This window comes from Vibrio nereis NBRC 15637 (assembly GCF_001591105.1).
In the GTDB taxonomy this organism is placed as follows: Bacteria; Pseudomonadota; Gammaproteobacteria; order Enterobacterales; family Vibrionaceae; genus Vibrio; species Vibrio nereis.
In genome coordinates, this window is record NZ_BCUD01000007.1 from 184037 (window position 1) to 204987 (window position 20951).

A 20951-nucleotide genomic window follows, 5' to 3' on the forward strand; every position below is an offset into this window, starting at 1 on the left:
ACAAAACGTAACAGGGGTAGTGGCGTTAGCATCTCGTTTGCAGAGCGATCATCATTGTTAGCACAGAAAGTCAGCGAAAAGTTCTGAGTGTTTTAATGGAAGATAGGGGCCAACGCGGAAGGAGGGGGTTGATACCAGCTTGTAAATTAAGTGCCCTATTTAGCAGGGCACTGTGTCATTTGTCGTAGCTAACGTATCAAGGCCAAGGCACAGAAGGATATGCTATTCACACGGCGGAGCCATATGGATGACAGCGAGTCCACCTAGCGAAGTCTCACGATACTTTTTGTTCATATCTTTACCCGTTTGGTACATAGTCTCGATGACTTTATCTAACGAGATTAGACACTTACTGGTACGTTTTAGCGCCATACGCGATGCGTTAATCGCTTTCATCGCACCCATGGCATTGCGCTCGATGCAAGGGACTTGAACCAAACCACCGATTGGATCGCAGGTCATCCCCAAAGAGTGCTCCATAGCAATTTCGGCCGCAATGCATATTTGTTCATTGCTACCACCTCTTAACGCGGTAAGGCCAGCGGCTGCCATTGAAGAAGACACGCCGATCTCACCTTGGCAGCCCACTTCTGCACCTGAAATGGAGGCATTCGTTTTGTAGAGAATACCAATAGCGCCAGCGACGGCAAGGAAGTCTTTAATTTGCGTTAAGTCTAGTTCTTTAATGAATCGGTGGTAGTACATTAGTACGGCAGGGATAACGCCAGCTGCACCATTAGTTGGAGATGTTACGACTTGACCGCCAGCGGCGTTTTCTTCGCTCACTGCAAAGGCAAACAGATTAATCCAGTCCATAATCTCCATTGGATCGCTTTCAATTGCGGCGTTGGCTTCTAGCTTTTTAAGCAAATTTGGTGCACGTCTTGTAACGTTAAGCCCACCTTCTAAAATCCCTTCTGTCTCAAACCCACGTTGCATACACAGTGACATTACTTTCCATATTTGCTCTGCTTTGCTATCGATTTCTTCGGGTTGCCAGAAACTCAGCTCGTTTTGCAAGATCATGCCACCTAAGCTGAAACCGTTTTTCTCCGCTGTTTCGAGCATTTCGTCTGCACTCGCAAAAGGGAAGGGTACATCCACAACCTGTTGTTTGCTGCCATGCTCTAGTTCGTTGGCGGTTGCAATGAAACCACCACCGATCGAGTAATACGTTTCTTCAAAAAGGACAGCACCTTGAGCATTGTACGCACTGATTTGCATGCCATTTTCGTGTAGTGGTAAGTTCTCAGTGTGGAAGAGCAAATCTGTTTCGTAGTTGAAATGAATTGTATGCTGACCAGCAAAAGGTAGCTCACCTTCATCAATGGCTTTTTGCAGAGCTTCTTTGGCGCTGGTCATTTTTATCGTGTCAGGTTTGTTACCAAGTAGCCCTAGGATTACCGCTCTGTCGGTATGGTGTCCTTTCCCCGTCAGAGAGAGCGAGCCATAAAGATCGACTTGAACGCGTTGAACCTGCTCAGCCGATGAGGCAAGCGACTGTGCAAAGTGATACCCGGCGAGCATAGGGCCGTTGGTATGTGAACTTGAAGGGCCGACACCTACTTTGAAAATATCAAAAATCGACAGCATAAACATCTTCCTGTATATCGTTGTTGATATGGCCTTTTAGAAAGGCATTTATTGTTAATGATAGTTAACAAATTTATAACCAAGCTACCTACAAAATTTGATTTTGTACAGTGATTGTCAGTGCAGGAGTTCGTAAGTGAGAAGTCGTCAGGCAGAGAGTATTAGTGATGTGATCCTTGTTCTAGGCAAAAGATTACAATCTAATCAACTTACCTTAGAAGGGCGTTCAAGAGTAGAAGCGTTGCCCGATTATTTGCAGCAGTTTCTGCTGACGAAAACGGCACTTATATTTTGTGGAGGAGTGACGCAAGGGCAGTCCGTTTCGGAAGCGGCATTGATGCACGAGTATTATCAGCAATTGCGCGGTCAAGAACAGCCTGAACCTGCGTTGACCCTGCTAGAAGACAAGTCGCAAACGACGGTAGAAAATATCCAAAATGCTGCGCGCAATATTGTTGATATTGCAGATCATCAGAGTGAAAAAAGTCTCAAGGTTCATTTAGTAAGTAATGACTATCATTTGGAGCGAATCTTCCAAATCCAAAAGCTGCTGAATGAGCAAGGGTTACTGGGTGTATTAATAGGAACATGTCAGAAAGCTGGAATCGAATTGAACATCTCTGATGAACTGTCCGATCACGCGTGTACTTCTTATCCATACAACAATAAGGCAGGTGAAGTTTTTCTGTCTGTAGATGAGTTGACGGTATACCGAGTGTACCTAGAAGGTTTAGCGCGCAAAGCGTTTACCGACGTTAAAGGTGTTCGGCGGCAGCAACCGTACCGTATTGCAAAATCTGCGATTACCAAGCTGAATGATTTAGTCAAAGAGCAAGAATACTTGCAAAAAATAAAGGTGTTAGAGAATTTAGTTGAGACGGTCGATGGGCAGTCTGGGTCAGATGATCTAATGATGGCTGTCGGCAGGTTCAATAAGGAGTTAACGTCTCTCAATCGGCTTGTGGACCCTGAGCGAGTTAACTCCTATTAGTGCGCTTAAGAGTCACTTTCCGAGGTGGTTGGGCGTGCACGGAAGTGTTCCCATTGCTCGACTTGCTGATTATTTGGCAGCAAGCAATAGGTGACTCGTTGGCCCTCTTCAGTGATAGTTTTCAATTGACCTTGTTGCTGAACACAGTAAACAGAGGCTGGGTTCGCCATCGAGGTGTAGCTTCTTTCTTGGTAGTCTTCGAGTGTCGCGTTGCAACCAACTAACAACATTGAACCTGCGACTGTGCAGAAAAAAAGCGGCATTTTCATTATTTTCTTCCTTTGGGCTCTACTTATACTGGCATTACTCGATTGCGGCCTAAATGTTTAGCTTCATAAAGTAATGCGTCTGTTCTTTCGATTAGGGACTCTGGCCCCTCACCTTTTATCAGTTCAGCCACTCCAAAAGAGGCACTGATATTCGCGACTTGTTTACCAGTTCGTTTATCTTTAATTGTAATCTTTTCGATGTTGCGGCGTAAACCATCGGCAAATTGACGGCTGATTCGCAGCGGCTTGTTTGGCACGATTAGCGCAAACTCCTCACCACCAAATCGATATGCGCAGACTCCGTCCCGAGTACTCGATAAAATTCGTTTGGCAATACCTTTAATCACAGCGTCACCAAATAGGTGGCCGTAAGTATCGTTGTAACTCTTAAAGTGATCGATATCGACGAGGATTAAGCACATTTCCTGGTCTGACTCGCACAGCACTTTCAAATCGCGATCAAACGAGCGGCGATTATACAGATTGGTTAAGCTGTCGAATAATACATTCTTTTGAACAGAGGCTAGCTCTGATTTGAGTCGTTCAATTTCTCGACTGGCTGTTTCTAGTTGGCGATTGAGAAACTTTGTTGAATGTCGAATATCTTTGGATTCTGCGACAAACTGGTTCACAACATCCATCACTTCGCTGAGTGACATGCTTTCGTCTTGTACTTGTTCTAGACTACGGAAGCTTTTGTCTATCGTCGCGGAAAAGTGAGACGTGTCCGCTAGGGTATCGGTCATGGAAGAGGAGACTTCACCAACCAATAATTCGATATTTGCACGTAGGTCACTGACATCCGTCTCTACTTGGCGTGCCACGTAGTTGTTATAGAGTTTTGTGCCTGTTGCGGGTGGGCAAACCCCATAGTTCTTCAATACATCATCAAGCGCAATATTTAACTGCGGCATTGAATGATCAACATAGGTATACCATAGAGCGTAGTTCGCTGGTGTCGCTGCGACATGATTTTTCATCATCAGCGGAACCGCTTTTTTCAGGTTTTCTGTTGATCTCTTGAAGTCTTCATCGGTCATTGTTGAGTTAATTCTTATTAATCTACCAATTGCGTTTAGGGTAGCGGATTTAGTGAGTTGTTGCCTGATTAAATATCAATAAAATGAAGTTAATCAATGATATTTATATGTTTAGTAGGGCATATTGCTGTGCAAATGTGTTTTACGGGTCTTTTTGTCACCACCTTGGGTTTATTTGTTAGGTGGTTCAGTGGGTTAGAGCTGACCAAAAAAGTAAGAGAATAGTGCTGTTGCTCTGATGCAACAGCAATTATGTCAGTGCAGCCTTACACATCAACCAGAATATGTTTTGTGACTTCACCTGTCTCTAGCTTCGCAGCTCCGCGCAACATTGCTTTTATCAAATCTCCGGCGTTAAATTTCTCTAACGCTTCGTGTGCGCCTACTTGCTGAGCTCTCTGAACACAAATCTCGCTCGAAAGAGATGTGTGCAAAATGATATATGCCCCTTTAAGGTCGTTACTATTTTGTGTTTCGAAAGCCAGCTCATAGCCATCTAGCCCAGGCATTTCGATATCACTGACCAGCAGATCAATCGGTCTATCTTGTGCGGCTTCACTTTTCATCAGCTCTAAAGCATCAAGGCCATTATTACGAATCTGGTAAGGAATATTGATGCTGTCCAGTGCGTCAGCAAGCTGTTTACGTGCAATAGATGAATCGTCGACAAGTAAAATGTTAAGTGCTTTCAACCTTTCTCGTTCGATGTCAGTCAGCATTGGGATATTAGTCGACTCATACTGCGGGTAAATCTTCGACAGCAGTAACTCTACGTCAAGCATTTGTACGATCTGATCTTCATAGCGCGTAATGCCAGTGACGAAAATGTTTTTACCCGCAGAAGTCGGTGCAGACTCGATCGTTTTCCAGTCACAATCGATGATTTTTTCTATGGTTCGAACCATAAAGGCAACAACAGTGCGTAAGCAATCGGTGACAATGAGGTAACACGAAGAATACTCTTCTGGCTGGATTGGTCTAAACCCGATCGCTGCCGGCATATTGATGACCGGAATCGTTTTATCTCGGATCGTGACCGTGCCGATCACGTGGTGATGTGAGTAGGGGATCTGTGTTGTGGGTTGAAATGGAACTATCTCACGTACCTTTAGTGTGCCAATAGCAAAAAGCTGCTTCCGGGATGTTAAACTGAACATCAACATACCTTGCGATTGATTTGCTTTGCTTGCGATTTTAGCCATGAGGGATCTCGTATACTCAAAATGGAGAGAATTACTTTGAATAGTAACCAAAATAGCAACTTGTTCAATTGAGATAGTTCAAATTCGTCTGCGAGCGAACATTTAATCAGCGTTTATTTTAGAACAAGCGCAAAGCTAAGGTGAAGATGTGAAAAGATTCCGCTACAATCGCGCCCATTAATCTAGGTTCCACAGGCAATCACATGGCAAATACAGCAGCGGCACTTCATATCTTGGTGAAACACAAAGAACAAGCGGAAGATATCATCAAGCAGCTTAAAAAAGGTGCGAAATTCCAAACATTGGCAAAGAAATACTCGACATGTCCTTCTGGAAAGCGTGGCGGCGATTTAGGTGAATTTAAGCGCGGTCAAATGGTGCCTCAGTTCGACAAAGTCTGTTTTTCTGGTGAAACCTTGGTCCCGCATCTAGTGAAGACTAAGTTTGGTTGGCACGTGGTTAAGGTTCTTTATAGAACATAGCGCACTTTGCTAGCACGTTTTTATGTTATTAAACAGCAAGGCCCCTCCCATAGAAAGGAGGGGCCTTCTATATATGACGTTGTTAGTTTGAGTTATCGAGTTATTCTGGCAGAACAACTTTGCCATCTTGTATAGGGAAGGTTTTCACTGCTGGTTTTTTAGCTAAACGTACCGTCGTAGGTACACCGCTAATTTCATATGTAACGTCGTAGCCAACCACTTGTGTCGTTGAGTTGTATTTGGTTTGGCACTGCTTTTCTGTTGTGCTGATGGTGTTATTGTCCTGGATGTTACCTTGAATCTCTCGGCCTGCGAGTGCGCCTGCGATAGTACCTGCTGCAGTCGCGATCACCTTCCCTGAACCACCACCAAATTGATTGCCCAATGCTGCACCAGCCGCTGCACCACCCACGGCACCTATAATGCGATTTTCATCACTTGGGGCGGTCTTTTTCGTGACAACAACATTGAGACACTCTTGATAGGGAGTTTTCACCGTTTTAGTCGCGGCTTCAATCATAGTGATGTTGGCCACTTTTGGGGTGTCGTCTTTACATGCTGATAAAGCTGTTGTCGCGACAACGGCCAGAACCAAGGCACGGGTTTTCATCATTTAATTCCTAAACTCATACTTTAATGGGTTTAGCATAGGTGATTGGTTTCGGCCGTAAATCAGAGTACGTAAATGGTTTTGTCAGTATTACGTCATGTGTGTTGGTGAGTTGTCGTTACTGTTGACTCGCGTAATACGCCGCAATGTCTTTTAAGTCTTGATCGTTAAGCTTGGACAGTTGCGCTTTCATCATGGCAGCAAGCGCACCACTACGATTGCCTTCTTGGTAAGCTTTCATCGATTGATAAAGATACTGCGCGTTTTGGCCTGTTAGGTTGGGGTAGTTTGGCGAAACGGCTTCACCTGTTGGGCCGTGGCAAAATACACAGCTCGGCGATTTTATTTTTCCTAGTTCTGCATCACCGAATTCATTCGCGTATGTTGTAGTGGCTATAAAACCCATAGTGATAGCTATGCAGGTAAGTAATGGCTTCATATTGGATCTCAAGTGACTGAAATTTAATAAACATTAAAGCCTCCCCTAGGGGGAAGCTCAATGGTGTCAGATCAATACTTAGAACAAATAAAGCGGGATATGAAGAATTAAGTGTTGCTATTGGATTTCAGGAATGGGTGAGGTGATGTTGAAGCAACTATATGTATCCGCACAGCTTGGCTTTGCTTATACAGGCGATTGTTTTTGCATCTGTGATCTCGCCGTTGATGATCTTTTGCTCTAGCGCTTCTATAGAAATTCGAACAACTTCAATGACTTCATCGTCATCACATTCATAACGGCATGTTTTGCACAGCCCTTTTGCCACGTACAGATACTGAATTTCGTCACAAAAACCAGCGAGTGGAGTCACCTGTCCGAGTGAAAAAAACTCTTGGGCGCTGAAGCCTGTCTCTTCTTCTAACTCACGCTTGGCGCATGCCTCTACGTCTTCAGAACTCTCTAGTGTTCCTGCTGGTAGTTCAAGTAGCCATTTGTTCAGAGAGGGGCGGAATTGGTTCACCATGACGATTTGACCATCTTCGCATACGGGCAAAATGACGGCAGCTCCTGGGTGAACAATGGTGGTGTGTGTAATTTCTTTTCCGTTGGGGAGTGTTATTGGTTCTTCAACCAAAGAGATACTTTTCCAAGTATGGATGGTTTTTTTTGAGGAAGACAGTGTCATATTTTTATTACTTATCAACTAACGCTGTCGCTACCTTAAACGCATATCAAAATGAAGAAAAGAATTAATAAAGAGACAGCCTGAGAAAAAAAGAGCCCATTAGGTGATTGGCGTCGCAATAATGCAAACAATGTTTTCACTCCGTTTCCCCAATAATGCCTCTGATATAAAGATTCGCTCATTATAAAAATTGCACTTGTAACAAAGTGATAACAAATGTATAAAATTATACATACACACCATTTCGTTGATTTCAGAGGAGCGCGATAATGATAAATCCTACTCAGGTGTCTCATGCACACAAAGCATTGCTCTCTGAACGAATTAATAAGTTAGCAAGTGCCCTGTCAGATGGTGTTTATGAACGCGAAGACACCATCAAGTTGTGCTTGCTTGCTGCGTTAGCAGGTGAAAGTGTTTTTCTTCTCGGCCCTCCAGGCATTGCAAAAAGCTTAATTGCAAAACGCTTAATCCAAGCATTTGATAACTCTTCCTATTTTGAATATTTAATGACTCGCTTTTCTACACCGGAAGAGGTGTTTGGCCCGCTAAGTATCCAAGAACTTAAAGACAATGGACGGTATTTACGTCTAACAGAGGGCTATCTTCCGACTGCGCAAGTCGTCTTTCTAGACGAAATTTGGAAAGCTGGCCCTGCGATTCTGAACACGCTGCTGACGGTGGTGAATGAAAAGACCTTTAAAAATGGCAGTGATATAGAGCGTGTACCTATGCGCCTGCTGGTGTCTGCTTCCAACGAATTACCAGACGAAGACAGTGGATTGGAAGCGCTATACGATCGAATGCTTGTCCGTGTGTTTGTTAACCGAATTCAAAACAAACAGAACTTTAAATCCATGCTGACGGTTGGCACGCTGCAAGAAGCAAAAGTACCAGAAGGCTTAGCTATTACTGACGCTGAATACCACCAGTGGCAGGCGGAACTAGAGCAATTAGAGCTTTCTGATGAAGTGTTCGAAAAACTGTTTGATTTAAAAAGCATGCTGGAAAAAGCAGCGTCAGAAAGTACAGGTGTCGATATTGCGAATACCGATATGTATGTGTCTGACCGTCGCTGGAAAAAGGCCGTTAAACTTCTTAAAGCCAGTGCGTACTTTAATGGTCGTGATTCTATCAACCCGCTTGATTTACTGTTACTGCAAGATTGCCTTTGGAACAGCCCAGAATCACGAGAAGTGGTACAAAACGTCATCAGAGAATTTGCCCTCAAGCACGCGTTTGACCAGCAAGAAGTTGAACAACAGATCACGCTATGTCGTGAGGAGCTGAGCGATATTCAAGAAGAGTTGGAATCACAGTTTGGCATTATGCTTTCTACCGAGTCTTCAACAGGATTATTGAAAAAACAGGTCAATAGCTACGATATCTCAAACGCGAAAAGCTACAAAGTGGGCAGCGCATATGACTTAGTTAAACTTGTGCTGCTGCAAAGTAACATGTCAGTTTCTGAGTCAGAAAAAGGCGATAGCCGCTGGGTGTATCTACCTAAGAATGAACTTGAGCGTGTGATTAAAGAAGGTAGCGGGGATGTGTATGGGTATGTTAACCAGAACACCAACTTGTGCCGCCTCCGCTTCGATGTTGACGCTTCGAACCATCTAGTGATCAAAGATATCGCTAATCGTGCGGTGATGGTTGCTGTTGTGACTACCAAAGGACTTGACGATTCAACCTACCAAGAATGGTTAGGTAAGTCTGAAAAAGCCTTAGACCAGCTTAACCAGGCTGAACACCATCTGCGTAAAGTCCGTTCTCATTTCCATGGTGCCTTGCCACATAACTTTGTTGACCCTGAGTTACCAAGATCGATGGAAGCGAGTCTGCAAAATATCCAACAGGTTTTAGAGTCGACGCAAACGGAATGTGAGCGTACGGTTTTCCGTTTTAAAAACCTGAATCAGTTCTTCTCATAAGGAGCGGCCAATGTTAGGAGCAGACGGATTAAACCTAGCCTTAATGGTTGCAGACTCCGGTATCATTGATTCGGCGGTCAATGATCTGTTGGCTCGCTCACAGGTCATGGCAATGGCTGAAAACAGAGGGGTAAAATCCTCTGTGAAGAGTCATTTGCTTAAATGGCGTGGTAGCGTTAAGAAACGCATAACTAAAGTCTGCGAAACAGAACGATTCCAGCAAGAACTGGCGTTGTACCAAGAAGTGATCCATTGGGATGAAGAACGTTTTTTTGACGAGATCCCATCAATCATTAAACAGCTAGAGTGGCATTCTGCTTTTTATCTACAAGCACGTCGTTTACTTGAAAAGAACAAAGGGTTTCATAACCCAATGTTCCCACATTACTTTTGCGATCAGTGGTATCAGAGTTTATCGGATGCGATCAAACAGGCGCAATTAACAGAGCTTGAAGCGAACAAAGAAAAAGTACTCAAAGACCTTTACCAGCGCATGGAAACCATGAAGAACATGGACAAAGTGACAGAAGAGGGGGATGAGGGCAGTGTTGGGCGTTTGTGGGATATGGCCTCTGCAAAGCTGAGCAAGTCTGATTTAACGGTCATGAAGCGCCATGCTGAGTTCTTAAAAAAGAACAAAGGGCTGCAAGAGATCGCTGAGAAGCTGGGACGTATGGCGGGGCAGGTCAATGACCCTGAGTTAAACCGAGCACCGGCGGAAGAGCTTCAAATGATCGAAGAAAAATCGGATAGAGCAACGGATGATATTGTTGGGATTCACGAAAGTGACGACCTCAACAAATTATTGCCGAATGAAACTATGTTCCTTGCGTATCCTGAGCTTGAGGTGGTGTTCTATAAGCACTTGGTTGACAAGCGTTTAATGAACTACAAGATGCAAGGAAAGTCACGCACGCTACGCAAAGTTAGAGCGCAACGTCCAGACAATAAATCGGTCGATGTTGAACAAGGGCCGTTCATTGTTTGTGTGGATGCGTCCGGTTCTATGAGTGGATTCCCTGAGCAATGTGCTAAAGCTATGGCCTACGCGCTTATGCAAATCGCATTAGCTGAAGATCGCGATTGCTATGTGATTTTATTCTCGACCGAGCAGATCACCTATGAATTGACCAAACAAGACGGTTTACGTGAAGCGAGTGACTTTCTTACTTATAGCTTCCATGGTGGTACGGACTTAGAACCCGTTTTGATGAAGTCTATCGATCTGATGTCAGGTGACAAGTATAAAAATGCCGATATGGTGGTGATCTCCGACTTTATTGCACCGAAACAGTCAGACGAAATGGCAGCGCGTGTCGAGCAGTTAAAAGCGCGTAAGAACCGTTTTCATGCCATTAGCTTATCCAAATATGGCAACCCTGAACTCATGATAATGTTTGACCATTGTTGGTCATATCACCCAAATTTGGTTGGCCGCATTATGAAGAAGTGGTGATCAAACGTCATTAACGCAAAAGGAGCTCATTGAGCTCCTTTTCTTGTTCACGCCATTGGGATTATAGCGGAGTGTCTAGATCGGCTGATGGGTTGATATCTGCTGAAGTTTGTGTGCCAGCGACGACGCTTAAATCACTGACAGATTTAAAGACAGTGAACGTCTCGCCTTCAACAAGGCCCGCTTCAGAATCATCGTTTGCAGTACAGGTGTAGCCAACAGAATATGTACCTGGTTCAACGAATCCGAATTCATAGTTGTAAGTATCACCTTCTTCGCCAGTCGTTACATTCACATTCGCTGCTGCGATTGGCGTTTGGGTATCAGGAAGAGTCGCAAATGGGCCCATTGCATCTTGCGCTATATTTCCTTGATACAAGTAAACCGCGTGCGCAAAACCGTTTGCAGAGTCTGCTGAATTTAGCTCACAGTTTTGATAAGTCTCAAGTGCAACGTTGCCTTTGATATCGCCAGTGGTGACTGTGTTAATCAAAGAAACTGACGTACGTTGAAGCGTATAGCTGTTTTCACCAGTCACTTCTTTTAAGCCACGACGCAGATCAAATTCAACCACGTAATTGTTATTGTCGGCATTTACGGTAAAGGTATCGTTAAAGTAGAGCACACCAGCATTAGGCTCAGCTCCCACTCCTTGTGGGCATTTGCCTTCGCCCTTCACCGTTAATGGCATCTGGTTACCGTTTTCGGTGCCGACAACATAAGACGGGTAGGTTGGATGAGTACCATCATTGGAGAATACACATAGCTTGTAGCTGCCCGTTGGAATCTCTTGGTCCTTCACTAATTCAATCGCATTGCTGCCTTGATAGTTAAGTAGATCGACACTCAGCGGTAGAGGATCTGCGTCGTCGGCTAGTTCGGTACCGCTTTCATCAACAAGTTTACCTTCCTCATTCGTCTTGTTGATTTCGAAAACGAGAGGCTTGCCTTCACCGACTGGAAGGAAAGCAACTTTACTGTAGTTAACCACAACTTCAGAAACGTCGTCGATTGGAGCGTCAGAGACAGACAGTGTCACAGGGGTTGTTGAACTAGAGGTGGCATCACTGTCTGAGCCACAACCAACTAGCGTTAAAGCCACTGCTGCGCCAACTAAGCTGAATTTAAGAGTATCCATTGCATATTACCTTTTTCTATTTTCGCGCTGTGTTTGCGAAGAACTGTAGGTCAACTGAATCAGAAAAATATGATAGTTATGTCAATAATTGATAATGACCTAGCTGATCTTGGCTTAAGATCTCATTTAAAGATAGGTAGCGAAGAAAGGTTCAGCAATAGGAGATGAAGTGAGTTTCCCATACACCGAGTACGGTGCATGGGAGGGCATGTGAAACCTGTGCACGCTTAGATTGCTAAAGGTAGCTCCTGTGAAGGGTCTTGCTTTCGGTAAACACGGATTAATCCGATAAGTGCTAACACCGACATTAACAACATTAAGGCGCCCAGTGGCATTTGGTCGGTGGTTGGGATAATTGATGCAACAAGCGTAGCAAGGCCTGCACCGAGGTTTTGCATACCACCTAACACCGCGCCACCAGTACCTGCGTGGTAGGGCAAAGGGGCAAGTGCACCTGTTGTCGCGGCTGGGAATAAAATGCCAGAACCAAGGAAATAAATCGTCGCACCACCAATAAGGGTCAGTGCCGTAGTGTGCCCGAATAGCCCAGGAATAAGCACAATAAGTGATCCCAGCATGATTGCTACAAGGCCGACAAATAGAGCGCTTTTCTCATTACGTTTAGCCGCAATCAAACTTGAAAGTGCAGCTCCAATTAAGTAACCCGGGATCGGCAATACAAATAACAAACTCACCGTTGTTGCTGGAAGCTGCAGTACGCCTCCCAGTAACACCCCCGCTGCTGCTTCAAAAATAGCCACGCCAGCAAAGGTTGCCACTAAGCAAATCAGGTAACCTTGGAACTTACGGCCAGACAATACAAATCGGTAGCTATCGCTGACTCTTTCATTGCGACGACTCTCTTTTGGTAACGTTTCCTTGAAACTGGTCATCATAGTGATCACAACAGCAATAGCGAACAACGCCAAAAACATGTAGCTCGAGCGCCAGCCGAAGGCTTCAGTTAAGTAGCCGCCCAGCACAGGAGCAAGTAAAGGAGAGAAAATCACACACATGCTGATCAGGCTATTCACCTTGTGTAGTTCTGCGCCTGAAAAAACATCGCGCGTCAGAGTACGCGACATGGCGCCACCACAACCTATGCCAAGCCCCTGAATAAAGCTACCTGCTAGAAACCACTCATACTGATCGGCAAATAAGGCCAAAATTGTTCCTGCAATATAAATAAACAGGCCAAAGACAATAATTGGCTTACGACCTAAACGGTCCGATAAGGGCCCATATACAAATTGTGACAGGCCATAAGGGATTAAGTAGCAAGCCATTACTGCTTGTAGCGCTGCGGGCGTTACAAGAAATTCACTTGCCATATGGCCCATTGAAGGGACGTACATAGTTTGTGTCATTTGACCAACAGCGGTCAAAATAGCGATTAAAAAGGTTAATTTAATAACTTGAGAAGAAGCGGACATTTCCAACTACACCTAAATCCAAAGCGCAAGAAACTATAGCTTTGCCGTAACAAAGCTAATAAATAAACATAAAGGGGAGACTTCTAGATCCGAGATATTAGAGTGTGTTGAAGAGACTCGCAATCTTAAAATGTGATCTTGAGCAAGATAAAAATCTATCATTTGGATTAGAAAAACTAATCCAAAATTTAATGCATAAGACGTGGGGTTTTTATGCGAGAGGCAATTTACTAAGGCACTTACGGCATAAGCAACTTTCTGCATTTTCTAGAAGAGAAGTATCGCGTTGCTCTAGTGAGAAGCACCAGCAGGTTTCTTTGCCTAAACTGATGTCACACATGGTGTTTGAGTTACAAGAGGGGCATTGGTGGGTAGCCTGTGAACCTGAAAGCACGTCCATTATTTGTTCTCGTTGCTCTTCATTCATAAGACGCCAACTGGTAATTTCTTCCATGGTTCGATGGCAGCCGCTGCATAAACCGCCGCTGTTTTTGCATGCTGCGACACAAGGAGTTTTCACAATACAATTATCCTATTCTTTTCAATGATGGCGACTATAGTACGAATAGAGATAAATCACTACGTTCGGCTTGTGATAAACACAACTTGCAAGTGATAATAGTTATCACTATCATGCATGTAGATGATAATTAATCTCAAATGATATAGTGTTTGATGATACCTTTACTTGCTGCTGCTCTCTTTTTAGTTGGACTAGGAAAAAAAGTACATTTATCTGGTACAGAAATAGTGTGCTGGCTGTGTTATCTCCTCGGTGCCGAATTCTTTATCGAAGAAAGTGCAATTCATATGTTAATTGCACTCTTTCTGTTTGCTCCAATTATGGCGAGAGTCAAGAACCCTCCTTATGCCAAACCCATATTCCGGTCTGTTGCGCTTTTTCCTCTCGCGGTACATTTCTATTTAAATTTAGGTGGTTGATATAACAAAGAAGTATCTTGTTTCATAAAGATATTGCTCGCAATCAAGCTACCTATGCAAACCAAGAACAGTGCCGCCCAGCCAAGTAAACTTGGCTCTTCACCAAATACCGGTATTGCTAACAGTGTGGCTATGGCAGGAGTGGCTGCACCAAATGCGGCCGTTCTTTCAGCGCCAAGTACAGAGATGGCTTTCAAGTAAGTGAAAGAGGCGATTAACCCGGCACCAATACCTTGCAAAGTAATATGGCCAATCAGCTCTTGCCATGGCCATTGAGAGATAGGTGTCGAAGCTAAATAGCTTGGCAAGATACCTTTTGCTATCAAGGCTAAGAGAAAAGCGCTCGAGATTAACGAGATAAAACCTGCCGCGACCATCGGGCTTAAGTTTGAAACTCGAGCGCAGATGGTAAAAGTTGCCCACATGATACTGCCAACCAAGAACAGCAAGTGACCTTGTAATAAGCCTTGATCTAGATGACTCAAACTTTGATAGAGGAAAGCAAAAATCCCGCTAACAACAAGTGATAAACCAGCAATACGGTGATGACTGAGCGGTTGCTTAAACATGATAACTGCAATTGCTGATACAAACAGTGGCAGTGTACCGGGGATCAGGGCACTACCATCCGAGACAGGGGCGTACTGCATGCCTGTACCTGCGATCAATAAGTAGGGCAGTCCACTTCCAATAAACATGCCGGTAAGGTAGCGCTTTGGTACGGCGCTGATTTTGTTAAACGATTTGATTACTAAAGGCAGTAAGACCAAACACGGGATAAGAAAGCGGGTGATGGCAATATCTGCTGGCGTTAAGTCTGAATGTGCGCCACTTCTGAGTGAAAGGAAAAAGCCGGACCAAAGTAGTAGAGTGGCAAACATTGCCAAGTAGCCTGAAATCATAGAGTGTTATCGGTTTGTTATTGTTAATGGTAATTATGAGTCGTATGGTGTGATGATTTATGGCAAAGTGGACTAAATAAAATAAATATTTTGACTGTTTCCACCAATATTGAATATTTTTTTGATAGAAAAGGTTAATGATTGCAATGGATAGGATTGATCGCCATATTCTTTCTCTTTTACAAAAAGATGCTCGTCAGTCGACCGCTGACATTGCAGATAAAGTAGGGTTGTCCGCGTCGCCTTGTGCACGCAGGATCAAGAAATTAGAAGATGATGGTCTGATTGCGGGTTATCAAGCAAAACTAAACAAGAAAAAAGTCGGAGTAGGGATGACGGTCTTTGTGGAAGTTAGCCTGAATAATCACCAAGCCAGCTCAATTGATGCATTTGAAACAGCCATTCAAGAGATGGGAGAGGTAATAAGTTGTCACGTGGTCTCTGGCGCCTATGATTACCTGCTAGAGGTGGTGAGCCATGATCTTGCTGGTTACGAGTCATTCACGCGGAAGCTTCAACGCCATGATAATGTGAAAGATATCCATACGCATTTGGCGATACGTCAAGTGAAAGAGTTTAGTGAACTTCCGATCTTTACTTAAATCTATTACGGACTTTATCACCAAAAAACGTTTAGTCTAACCGTATTAAACTAAACGTTTTAGGTAAAATATATCACTCTGACTTAGTGATACTGCCAATTTCTAGAACAGGCGCAACGTCAATATCTTCTGCATTCATCATTGTTGAAATTCTTTGTACAGAAGAAAGTAAAAGAGATTGCTCCCACTCTTCTAACCTTTGGAACTTGTTAATGAAGTTCTGCTGAAGAGGCATAGGTGCTTGGCTTAATGTTTCATGGCCTTTTTCGGTAAGGTATGCGTGTACTTTGCGTTTGTCTTTTACACTACGTACACGATGCGCTAACCCATGCTTTTCAAGGCGGTCAAGTATGGTTGTTGCCGTTGCTTGGCTCATGTTGGTGTGTTTGGACAACTCGCGGATTGTCACTTCACCCATTTCCTTAATTGAACGCATAAGAATAAGCTGAGGACCGGTTAAACCAGACTCTTTACTTAGGCGTTTAGAATGCAGATCGATAGCGCGAATGATTTGGCGAATCGAAATTAATACTTCTTCGTGCTTTTCCAATGTTCATCCTTAGTCAACAGAGCGTTTGGATGCGAGAAAATACATGAAATTACTCCCTAATTGAAGAGACAAAACTAATAAGAGTTCAGTTTAGTAAGTATAGTATTAATTTCGAGCGTTCCGAATACTTCGATTTGATATGCTAAAATGTTTAGTATTCGAAGGTTGTTTGAATTCAATAAACTAGGGTGTAGAGCAAAAAATCTACTGATATATTAATTATTGATTAAATAATGCTCAGTTGAGAGCGATTTGCTGGCATGAATTGAATGAAAGCGTACAATATTGCGCATCAATCAAGTTTTGATATAGAGAAAATTATTTTCATCACTAACGATTTCTCTATCTTAAGCCTTGATTAGGGATTGAAATTCATCAAGAGAGGAAAGATGACGAAAGGTATTGATAAATACAGTATTGATAGTACTGATTATACAATCGGTCAAGATAATGTGCAGAAATGGGGCTTCGATGTACACAACCCTGTTTTTGGATGGAGTGCCGGACTTATTGCGCTATTTTTGGTTGCAACCTTAGTTGTGGATGCGGAAACCGCTAAAACAACGTTGGATGGCATTAAATGGCAAATTATCGGCAGTTTTGATTGGTTGTTCATTTGGTCGGGTAACGTCTTCGTTATTTTCTGTTTAGCACTGATCGCCTCTCCACTAGGTAAGATTCGTCTAGGCGGAAACGATGCGACTGCAGATTACTCATTCATTTCATGGCTATCTATGCTATTTGCTGCCGGTATGGGTATCGGCCTTATGTTCTGGAGTGTGGCAGAGCCTGTTGCTTACTTTACAGGCTGGTATGAAACACCTCTAGGCGTTGAAGCGAACACACCAGAAGCTGCCAAGCTTGCATTAGGTGCAACCATGTTCCACTGGGGTCTACACCCTTGGGCGATCTACGGTGTTGTAGCTCTATCGCTAGCATTCTTCGCATACAATAAAGGTTTACCACTTTCGATCCGTTCGATCTTTTATCCTTTGTTGGGTGACCGTGCTTGGGGTTGGGCAGGACACGTTGTTGATATCCTAGCGGTACTTGCGACTCTGTTTGGTCTTGCGACGTCTCTAGGCTTGGGTGCACAGCAAGCAGCAAGTGGTATTCACCATGTATTTGGTATCGAAGCAGGTCTTGGTCTACAAATTGTTGTTATCACGGTTGTAACGCTTCTTGCGGTTGTTTCGGTTATTCGAGGTATTGATGGTGGTGTTAAAGTCATCAGTAATATCAACATGGTCGTGGCGTTTTTACTGTTGATCTTAGTAGCGCTAATTGGTTACGCGATTACTTTGGGTAACATTGGCACAACGTTCATGTCATACGTCGAGAATATTATCCCACTAAGTAACCCACATGGTCGTGAAGATGAAGCATGGTTCCAAGGTTGGACTGTATTCTACTGGGCTTGGTGGATTTCATGGTCACCATTCGTAGGTATGTTTATCGCACGTGTTTCGAAAGGTCGTACAGTACGTGAATTCATTACTGCGGTACTACTTGTACCAACAGCAGTGACCGTTATTTGGATGTCAGTGTTTGGTGGTATGGCTATTGAACAGGTAGTGAACAATGTTGGTCAGCTTGGTACGAAAGGCCTGACAGACGTATCACTAGCAATGTTTGAAATGTTCGATGTGTTACCAATGGGTACAGTGCTGTCATTCATTGCTGTAGTACTTGTCTTAGTGTTCTTTATTACGTCTTCAGACTCAGGTTCGCTAGTTATCGACAGTATTACTGCTGGTGGTAAGGTTGATGCGCCAGTACTGCAACGTATTTTCTGGGCATTAATGGAAGGTGCAATTGCGATTGCCTTGCTTTGGATTGGCGGTACAGAAGCCATTCAAGCACTTCAAGCAGGTGCAATCTCAACGGCACTACCGTTCACAATTGTTCTGCTGCTAATGTGTGTTAGCCTTATCATGGGTATGCGCACAGAAGACTACAAGCGATAACACTGATTCAATAGATTGAATTTAATGAAAAGGGGGCGATGATTCGCCCCCTTTTTTGTACACATTTTACTGCTTACGCAAGTTTACTGGTTAGCTATAGCCAGAACTGACCGATAGGTTGCTTCCTATCGTAGTGGTAGGCGATTTGAGCTTGCAGTAACTCTGCTGTTGCTACTGCATCCGTCAATGCATGGTGAGGCGTGTATTGCGGTAAACCGTAGCGGGTACGACTTGCGCCTAATCGAACAGATTGAGGTTTCTTACCGCGAATTCTGTTTATCAAACCACCCATATCCCTTTGCTGGATTTGCGTTTCAATATGCATGGTATCGACCACCGGAAATTCGATGCCTTCTTCAATACGTATCATCAATGCTCGATTGAAAAATTCTCTCTCGATGCGTTGATAATGAACAACCATGACTTTGCCCGCCATCTCTTCTAGCACTTGATCAAAAACTTCTGACAAGTCTGGTGCGTCTAAAACATCTGAGTGGGTGATACCATGTATTACGACAGACTCTTCCTCAAGTTGTTTATTGGGCCTGACTGTCCAGTGCTTTGCCTGATTGATGAAGATGCGATTCAGAGTAAAAGGAACGGTTCCGATGGTAATAATATCGTCGTTGTCCGCATCCAACCCAGTGGTTTCGAAATCCATTGCCAAGAACACGACATCTTCTATTGGTGTTGTCGCATCGGGTAAATCGCGTTCGTAATAGCGTTTTATATGCTCATCGCGCGCTGTTTCAACTTTTCGCTTAAATTTGTTCGGCCAGTCTATACTCGGTGGATGCATCAGTTTCTTTAGCATGACTCCCTCACTTAAAGCTGTTGCTGGCTTGATAACGGTATTTCAGGAAGTTTTGCGCGTTGCTGAGCACCTGAAATGCGTCTTTTAAATTTCTACGTTCGAAATCAGATAAGCTTTCTGGTTCGATGTTGTTGTCTGGATCGATTTCATTCTCGACATCAAATGCTTGGTGCCGGATGCGTACCATCGAAATAAACTCCAGCGCGTCACGCAGGTCTTCTGCTTTTCCTTTTGGCAAAATACCAGCTTCAGTGATGTCATCTAGTCGCTCAAAAGAGTTCTTGGAACGTGAACCAACGGCCAGAGCGTGAACACGAATGAGATCGGCTAAAGGTGCAGTACCACGGCGTTTTAAGTTAATCGAGTTTCTGTGCTGGCCATCTTTTTCCATCACGAAATCTTTAAAGAAGCCGAGTGGTGGCGTTCTGTTTAAAGCGTTACGTGCGAGGCAAGCAAGGAATCGGTTGTTTTTTCTCGCTCGTCTGACAATGAAGCCATTAAGTTGCTCCGCCCATTTTAGTCGGCCATATACGCCATCTAAATCAAAGAAGATCGAGGCATTGAGCAGAGCTTTCGGGTTAGGATCATCAATCCAGTCAGCGAAACACTCTTCCCATTCCGTGCGCGTCATTCGCCACATATCATTGGTCGCCATGATATCGCCCGTACAGTAACGGTACCCGCACTTATCAAGGCCATCGCAGACACGCTTGGCTAACTCAACAAAGTAACTGTCGTGCTCTTCTTTGATAAAGGTATTGTCGAGAATAATCGCATTATCTTGGTCGGTAACAAGCAATTGTTCATCGCGGCCCATTGAGCCAAGTGCTAAGAAGCAATATGGCACAGGCGGCTCACCCAACTCTTCCTCAGCCAACTCTATAATGCGCTGTTTAAAGCTTCGTCCAATCACCGACATAGCACTTCCAACCATGTGCGAGTTTGCGTCTTCGTTGACCATACGCACAAAGCTGCTTTTAACTTGCTCAGACACTGCGGCAAGATCTTCTATCGACTGCTGTTGGAAGATACTGCTCACCAAGAGCAATGAGTTTTGAGACTCATAGCGAACAATGTCTGAAACTTCGATAATACCGATTGGATTGTTGTCTTTTAGGACAGGTAAATGATGCACGTTATAGCGCAGCATCTTTAGCATCACTTCATGCACATACGCATTGTGATCAATAGAAATGAGTTCAGTCGTCATTGCATCCGAGACTGCTTCACTAGAATCTAACCCTTGCGCTAACACTCTTGTACATAGGTCTCGGTCAGTAATAATGCCAACAAGAGGGGAGTTATCTTCATCATCTTCCATCACCTCGGGATCAACCACCAATAGAGCGGAAACGTTCTCATCGGCCATTTTCACGGCAGCACTTTGAATGGTTTCATCTTGATAGATGTAGGGAGCATCGCGGGTGATCAGTGTTCTTACTTTTGACGTTGTAAGATCATTTTGCTCATTGGAGTTAGAGACAGCCTGACGCAGTCGAGCGTTGTCTTGAACTTCGACAAAGTCAGCGAACGACTCGTGGTTGTCATACACTTCTTGGAATACGGATTCAGGGATGCAATAGAGCAGCGTATCTTTAATCGCTTTGACTGGGAAACGAACTTTGTTATTCGTTAATAATCCCATCTGTCCAAATAGTGCCCCCTCATCTAAGCGGTTATACAGTTCACCTTTACGTCGATAAACTTCCACCACACCACTGCGTACCATGTAAAGATCATGGATTTCATCACCAAAGTGAATAACGGGTGTGTCTTCGCGGAAATATGAGATTTCAATATGCTGTGTGATGAAATTGAGAACATCATCTTCAAGCTCGTCAAAAGGCGGGTGTTGCGTAAGGAAGTTTTTAATTTCCAGTAGTTCTGCTTCCATGAAGA

The 20951-nt window shown here is 43.9% G+C and carries 20 protein-coding genes; 6 read left to right on the forward strand and 14 right to left on the reverse strand.

Annotation, left to right across the window (positions count from 1 at the left end):
- Window positions 1-222: 222 nt before the first annotated feature.
- A complete protein-coding gene (locus tag VNE01S_RS09980; protein WP_053394946.1) occupies window positions 223-1593 on the reverse strand; it encodes an L-serine ammonia-lyase in 1371 nt (456 codons plus the stop codon).
- Window positions 1594-1729: 136 nt separating this feature from the next.
- On the opposite strand from VNE01S_RS09980, the gene VNE01S_RS09985 reads away from it, so the two are divergent.
- The gene (locus tag VNE01S_RS09985; RefSeq protein WP_053394945.1) at window positions 1730-2584 is read left to right on the forward strand and encodes a YdcF family protein; all 855 of its coding nucleotides are present in this window, start codon (window positions 1730-1732) and stop codon (window positions 2582-2584) included.
- A gap of 5 nt (window positions 2585-2589) precedes the next feature.
- Here VNE01S_RS09985 and VNE01S_RS09990 read toward each other — a convergent pair whose 3' ends face one another.
- The 3 genes from VNE01S_RS09990 to VNE01S_RS10000 all read right to left on the reverse strand — a co-directional run bounded on the left by VNE01S_RS09990 (window position 2590) and on the right by VNE01S_RS10000 (window position 5095).
- Window positions 2590-2853: a putative hemolysin gene (locus tag VNE01S_RS09990; RefSeq protein WP_053394944.1), complete on the reverse strand. Its 264-nt coding sequence runs from the start codon at window positions 2851-2853 to the stop codon at window positions 2590-2592.
- Between the two features lie 23 nt (window positions 2854-2876).
- On the reverse strand, window positions 2877-3893 hold the full coding sequence (locus VNE01S_RS09995) for a GGDEF domain-containing protein (protein WP_053394943.1): 1017 nt from the start codon (window positions 3891-3893) through the stop codon (window positions 2877-2879).
- A gap of 266 nt (window positions 3894-4159) precedes the next feature.
- Complete coding sequence (locus VNE01S_RS10000) at window positions 4160-5095, reverse strand: chemotaxis protein (RefSeq protein ID WP_053394942.1); 936 nt, start codon at window positions 5093-5095, stop codon at window positions 4160-4162.
- Window positions 5096-5298: 203 nt separating this feature from the next.
- On the opposite strand from VNE01S_RS10000, the gene ppiC reads away from it, so the two are divergent.
- Entirely contained in the window at window positions 5299-5577 is a 279-nt protein-coding gene (ppiC, locus tag VNE01S_RS10005) for a peptidylprolyl isomerase PpiC (protein WP_008074841.1), read from the forward strand.
- A 100-nt stretch (window positions 5578-5677) separates the two neighbouring features.
- On the opposite strand, the gene VNE01S_RS10010 is transcribed toward ppiC, so the two are convergent.
- From VNE01S_RS10010 to VNE01S_RS10020, 3 genes are all read right to left on the reverse strand, one after another.
- A complete protein-coding gene (locus VNE01S_RS10010) occupies window positions 5678-6187 on the reverse strand; it encodes a glycine zipper 2TM domain-containing protein (RefSeq protein ID WP_053394941.1) in 510 nt (169 codons plus the stop codon).
- A 118-nt stretch (window positions 6188-6305) separates the two neighbouring features.
- Complete coding sequence (locus VNE01S_RS10015) at window positions 6306-6626, reverse strand: c-type cytochrome (protein ID WP_053394940.1); 321 nt, start codon at window positions 6624-6626, stop codon at window positions 6306-6308.
- A gap of 157 nt (window positions 6627-6783) precedes the next feature.
- A complete protein-coding gene (locus VNE01S_RS10020; protein WP_053394939.1) occupies window positions 6784-7314 on the reverse strand; it encodes an NUDIX hydrolase in 531 nt (176 codons plus the stop codon).
- 269 nt (window positions 7315-7583) lie between these two features.
- Here VNE01S_RS10020 and VNE01S_RS10025 point away from each other — a divergent pair, with 269 nt between their 5' ends.
- Window positions 7584-9248, forward strand: coding sequence for an ATPase RavA domain-containing protein (locus tag VNE01S_RS10025; protein ID WP_053394938.1), 1665 nt, complete (start codon window positions 7584-7586; stop codon window positions 9246-9248).
- Window positions 9249-9258: 10 nt separating this feature from the next.
- On the forward strand, window positions 9259-10704 hold the full coding sequence (gene viaA, locus VNE01S_RS10030; RefSeq protein ID WP_053394937.1) for an ATPase RavA stimulator ViaA: 1446 nt from the start codon (window positions 9259-9261) through the stop codon (window positions 10702-10704).
- Between the two features lie 61 nt (window positions 10705-10765).
- On the opposite strand, the gene VNE01S_RS10035 is transcribed toward viaA, so the two are convergent.
- The 4 genes from VNE01S_RS10035 to VNE01S_RS10050 all read right to left on the reverse strand — a co-directional run bounded on the left by VNE01S_RS10035 (window position 10766) and on the right by VNE01S_RS10050 (window position 15119).
- Complete coding sequence (locus VNE01S_RS10035) at window positions 10766-11842, reverse strand: DUF4382 domain-containing protein (protein ID WP_053394936.1); 1077 nt, start codon at window positions 11840-11842, stop codon at window positions 10766-10768.
- A gap of 227 nt (window positions 11843-12069) precedes the next feature.
- On the reverse strand, window positions 12070-13275 hold the full coding sequence (emrD, locus tag VNE01S_RS10040; protein WP_053394935.1) for a multidrug efflux MFS transporter EmrD: 1206 nt from the start codon (window positions 13273-13275) through the stop codon (window positions 12070-12072).
- A gap of 211 nt (window positions 13276-13486) precedes the next feature.
- Window positions 13487-13795 (reverse strand): DUF1289 domain-containing protein, encoded by a 309-nt coding sequence (locus tag VNE01S_RS18905; RefSeq protein WP_082331659.1) that lies wholly within the window; start codon window positions 13793-13795, stop codon window positions 13487-13489.
- A 400-nt stretch (window positions 13796-14195) separates the two neighbouring features.
- A complete protein-coding gene (locus VNE01S_RS10050) occupies window positions 14196-15119 on the reverse strand; it encodes a DMT family transporter (RefSeq protein WP_174522330.1) in 924 nt (307 codons plus the stop codon).
- A gap of 146 nt (window positions 15120-15265) precedes the next feature.
- On the opposite strand from VNE01S_RS10050, the gene VNE01S_RS10055 reads away from it, so the two are divergent.
- Window positions 15266-15721: an Lrp/AsnC family transcriptional regulator gene (locus VNE01S_RS10055; RefSeq protein ID WP_053395115.1), complete on the forward strand. Its 456-nt coding sequence runs from the start codon at window positions 15266-15268 to the stop codon at window positions 15719-15721.
- A 73-nt stretch (window positions 15722-15794) separates the two neighbouring features.
- Here the strand turns inward: VNE01S_RS10055 and VNE01S_RS10060 are convergent, their stop codons facing one another.
- A complete protein-coding gene (locus VNE01S_RS10060; protein WP_053394933.1) occupies window positions 15795-16271 on the reverse strand; it encodes a MarR family winged helix-turn-helix transcriptional regulator in 477 nt (158 codons plus the stop codon).
- A 389-nt stretch (window positions 16272-16660) separates the two neighbouring features.
- Between VNE01S_RS10060 and VNE01S_RS10065 the strand changes: the two genes are divergently transcribed.
- Window positions 16661-18238 (forward strand): BCCT family transporter, encoded by a 1578-nt coding sequence (locus VNE01S_RS10065; protein WP_053394932.1) that lies wholly within the window; start codon window positions 16661-16663, stop codon window positions 18236-18238.
- Window positions 18239-18332: 94 nt separating this feature from the next.
- Here VNE01S_RS10065 and VNE01S_RS10070 read toward each other — a convergent pair whose 3' ends face one another.
- Together VNE01S_RS10070 and VNE01S_RS10075 are read right to left on the reverse strand one after the other, a co-directional pair.
- A complete protein-coding gene (locus tag VNE01S_RS10070) occupies window positions 18333-19052 on the reverse strand; it encodes a 3'-5' exonuclease (RefSeq protein WP_053394931.1) in 720 nt (239 codons plus the stop codon).
- Window positions 19053-19059: 7 nt separating this feature from the next.
- On the reverse strand, window positions 19060-20946 hold the full coding sequence (locus tag VNE01S_RS10075) for a putative nucleotidyltransferase substrate binding domain-containing protein (protein ID WP_053394930.1): 1887 nt from the start codon (window positions 20944-20946) through the stop codon (window positions 19060-19062).
- Between the last annotated feature and the right edge of the window lie 5 nt (window positions 20947-20951).

Excerpts from the sequence above, each read along its gene's own strand:
- VNE01S_RS10015 (WP_053394940.1), bottom strand. The coding sequence starts at position 6,626 with ATGAAGCCATTACTTACCTGCATAGCTATCACTATGGGTTTTATAGCC.
- VNE01S_RS10070 (WP_053394931.1), bottom strand. The coding sequence starts at position 19,052 with ATGCTAAAGAAACTGATGCATCCACCGAGTATAGACTGGCCGAACAAA.
- VNE01S_RS09995 (WP_053394943.1), bottom strand. The coding sequence starts at position 3,893 with ATGACCGATGAAGACTTCAAGAGATCAACAGAAAACCTGAAAAAAGCG.
- viaA (WP_053394937.1), top strand. The coding sequence starts at position 9,259 with ATGTTAGGAGCAGACGGATTAAACCTAGCCTTAATGGTTGCAGACTCC.
- VNE01S_RS10065 (WP_053394932.1), top strand. The coding sequence starts at position 16,661 with ATGACGAAAGGTATTGATAAATACAGTATTGATAGTACTGATTATACA.
- VNE01S_RS09980 (WP_053394946.1), bottom strand. The coding sequence starts at position 1,593 with ATGCTGTCGATTTTTGATATTTTCAAAGTAGGTGTCGGCCCTTCAAGT.
- VNE01S_RS10000 (WP_053394942.1), bottom strand. The coding sequence starts at position 5,095 with ATGGCTAAAATCGCAAGCAAAGCAAATCAATCGCAAGGTATGTTGATG.
- VNE01S_RS10020 (WP_053394939.1), bottom strand. The coding sequence starts at position 7,314 with ATGACACTGTCTTCCTCAAAAAAAACCATCCATACTTGGAAAAGTATC.
- VNE01S_RS10035 (WP_053394936.1), bottom strand. The coding sequence starts at position 11,842 with ATGGATACTCTTAAATTCAGCTTAGTTGGCGCAGCAGTGGCTTTAACG.
- VNE01S_RS10050 (WP_174522330.1), bottom strand. The coding sequence starts at position 15,119 with ATGATTTCAGGCTACTTGGCAATGTTTGCCACTCTACTACTTTGGTCC.
- VNE01S_RS10025 (WP_053394938.1), top strand. The coding sequence starts at position 7,584 with ATGATAAATCCTACTCAGGTGTCTCATGCACACAAAGCATTGCTCTCT.
- ppiC (WP_008074841.1), top strand. The coding sequence starts at position 5,299 with ATGGCAAATACAGCAGCGGCACTTCATATCTTGGTGAAACACAAAGAA.
- VNE01S_RS09990 (WP_053394944.1), bottom strand. The coding sequence starts at position 2,853 with ATGAAAATGCCGCTTTTTTTCTGCACAGTCGCAGGTTCAATGTTGTTA.
- emrD (WP_053394935.1), bottom strand. The coding sequence starts at position 13,275 with ATGTCCGCTTCTTCTCAAGTTATTAAATTAACCTTTTTAATCGCTATT.
- VNE01S_RS10010 (WP_053394941.1), bottom strand. The coding sequence starts at position 6,187 with ATGAAAACCCGTGCCTTGGTTCTGGCCGTTGTCGCGACAACAGCTTTA.
- VNE01S_RS10075 (WP_053394930.1), bottom strand. The coding sequence starts at position 20,946 with ATGGAAGCAGAACTACTGGAAATTAAAAACTTCCTTACGCAACACCCG.
- VNE01S_RS10055 (WP_053395115.1), top strand. The coding sequence starts at position 15,266 with ATGGATAGGATTGATCGCCATATTCTTTCTCTTTTACAAAAAGATGCT.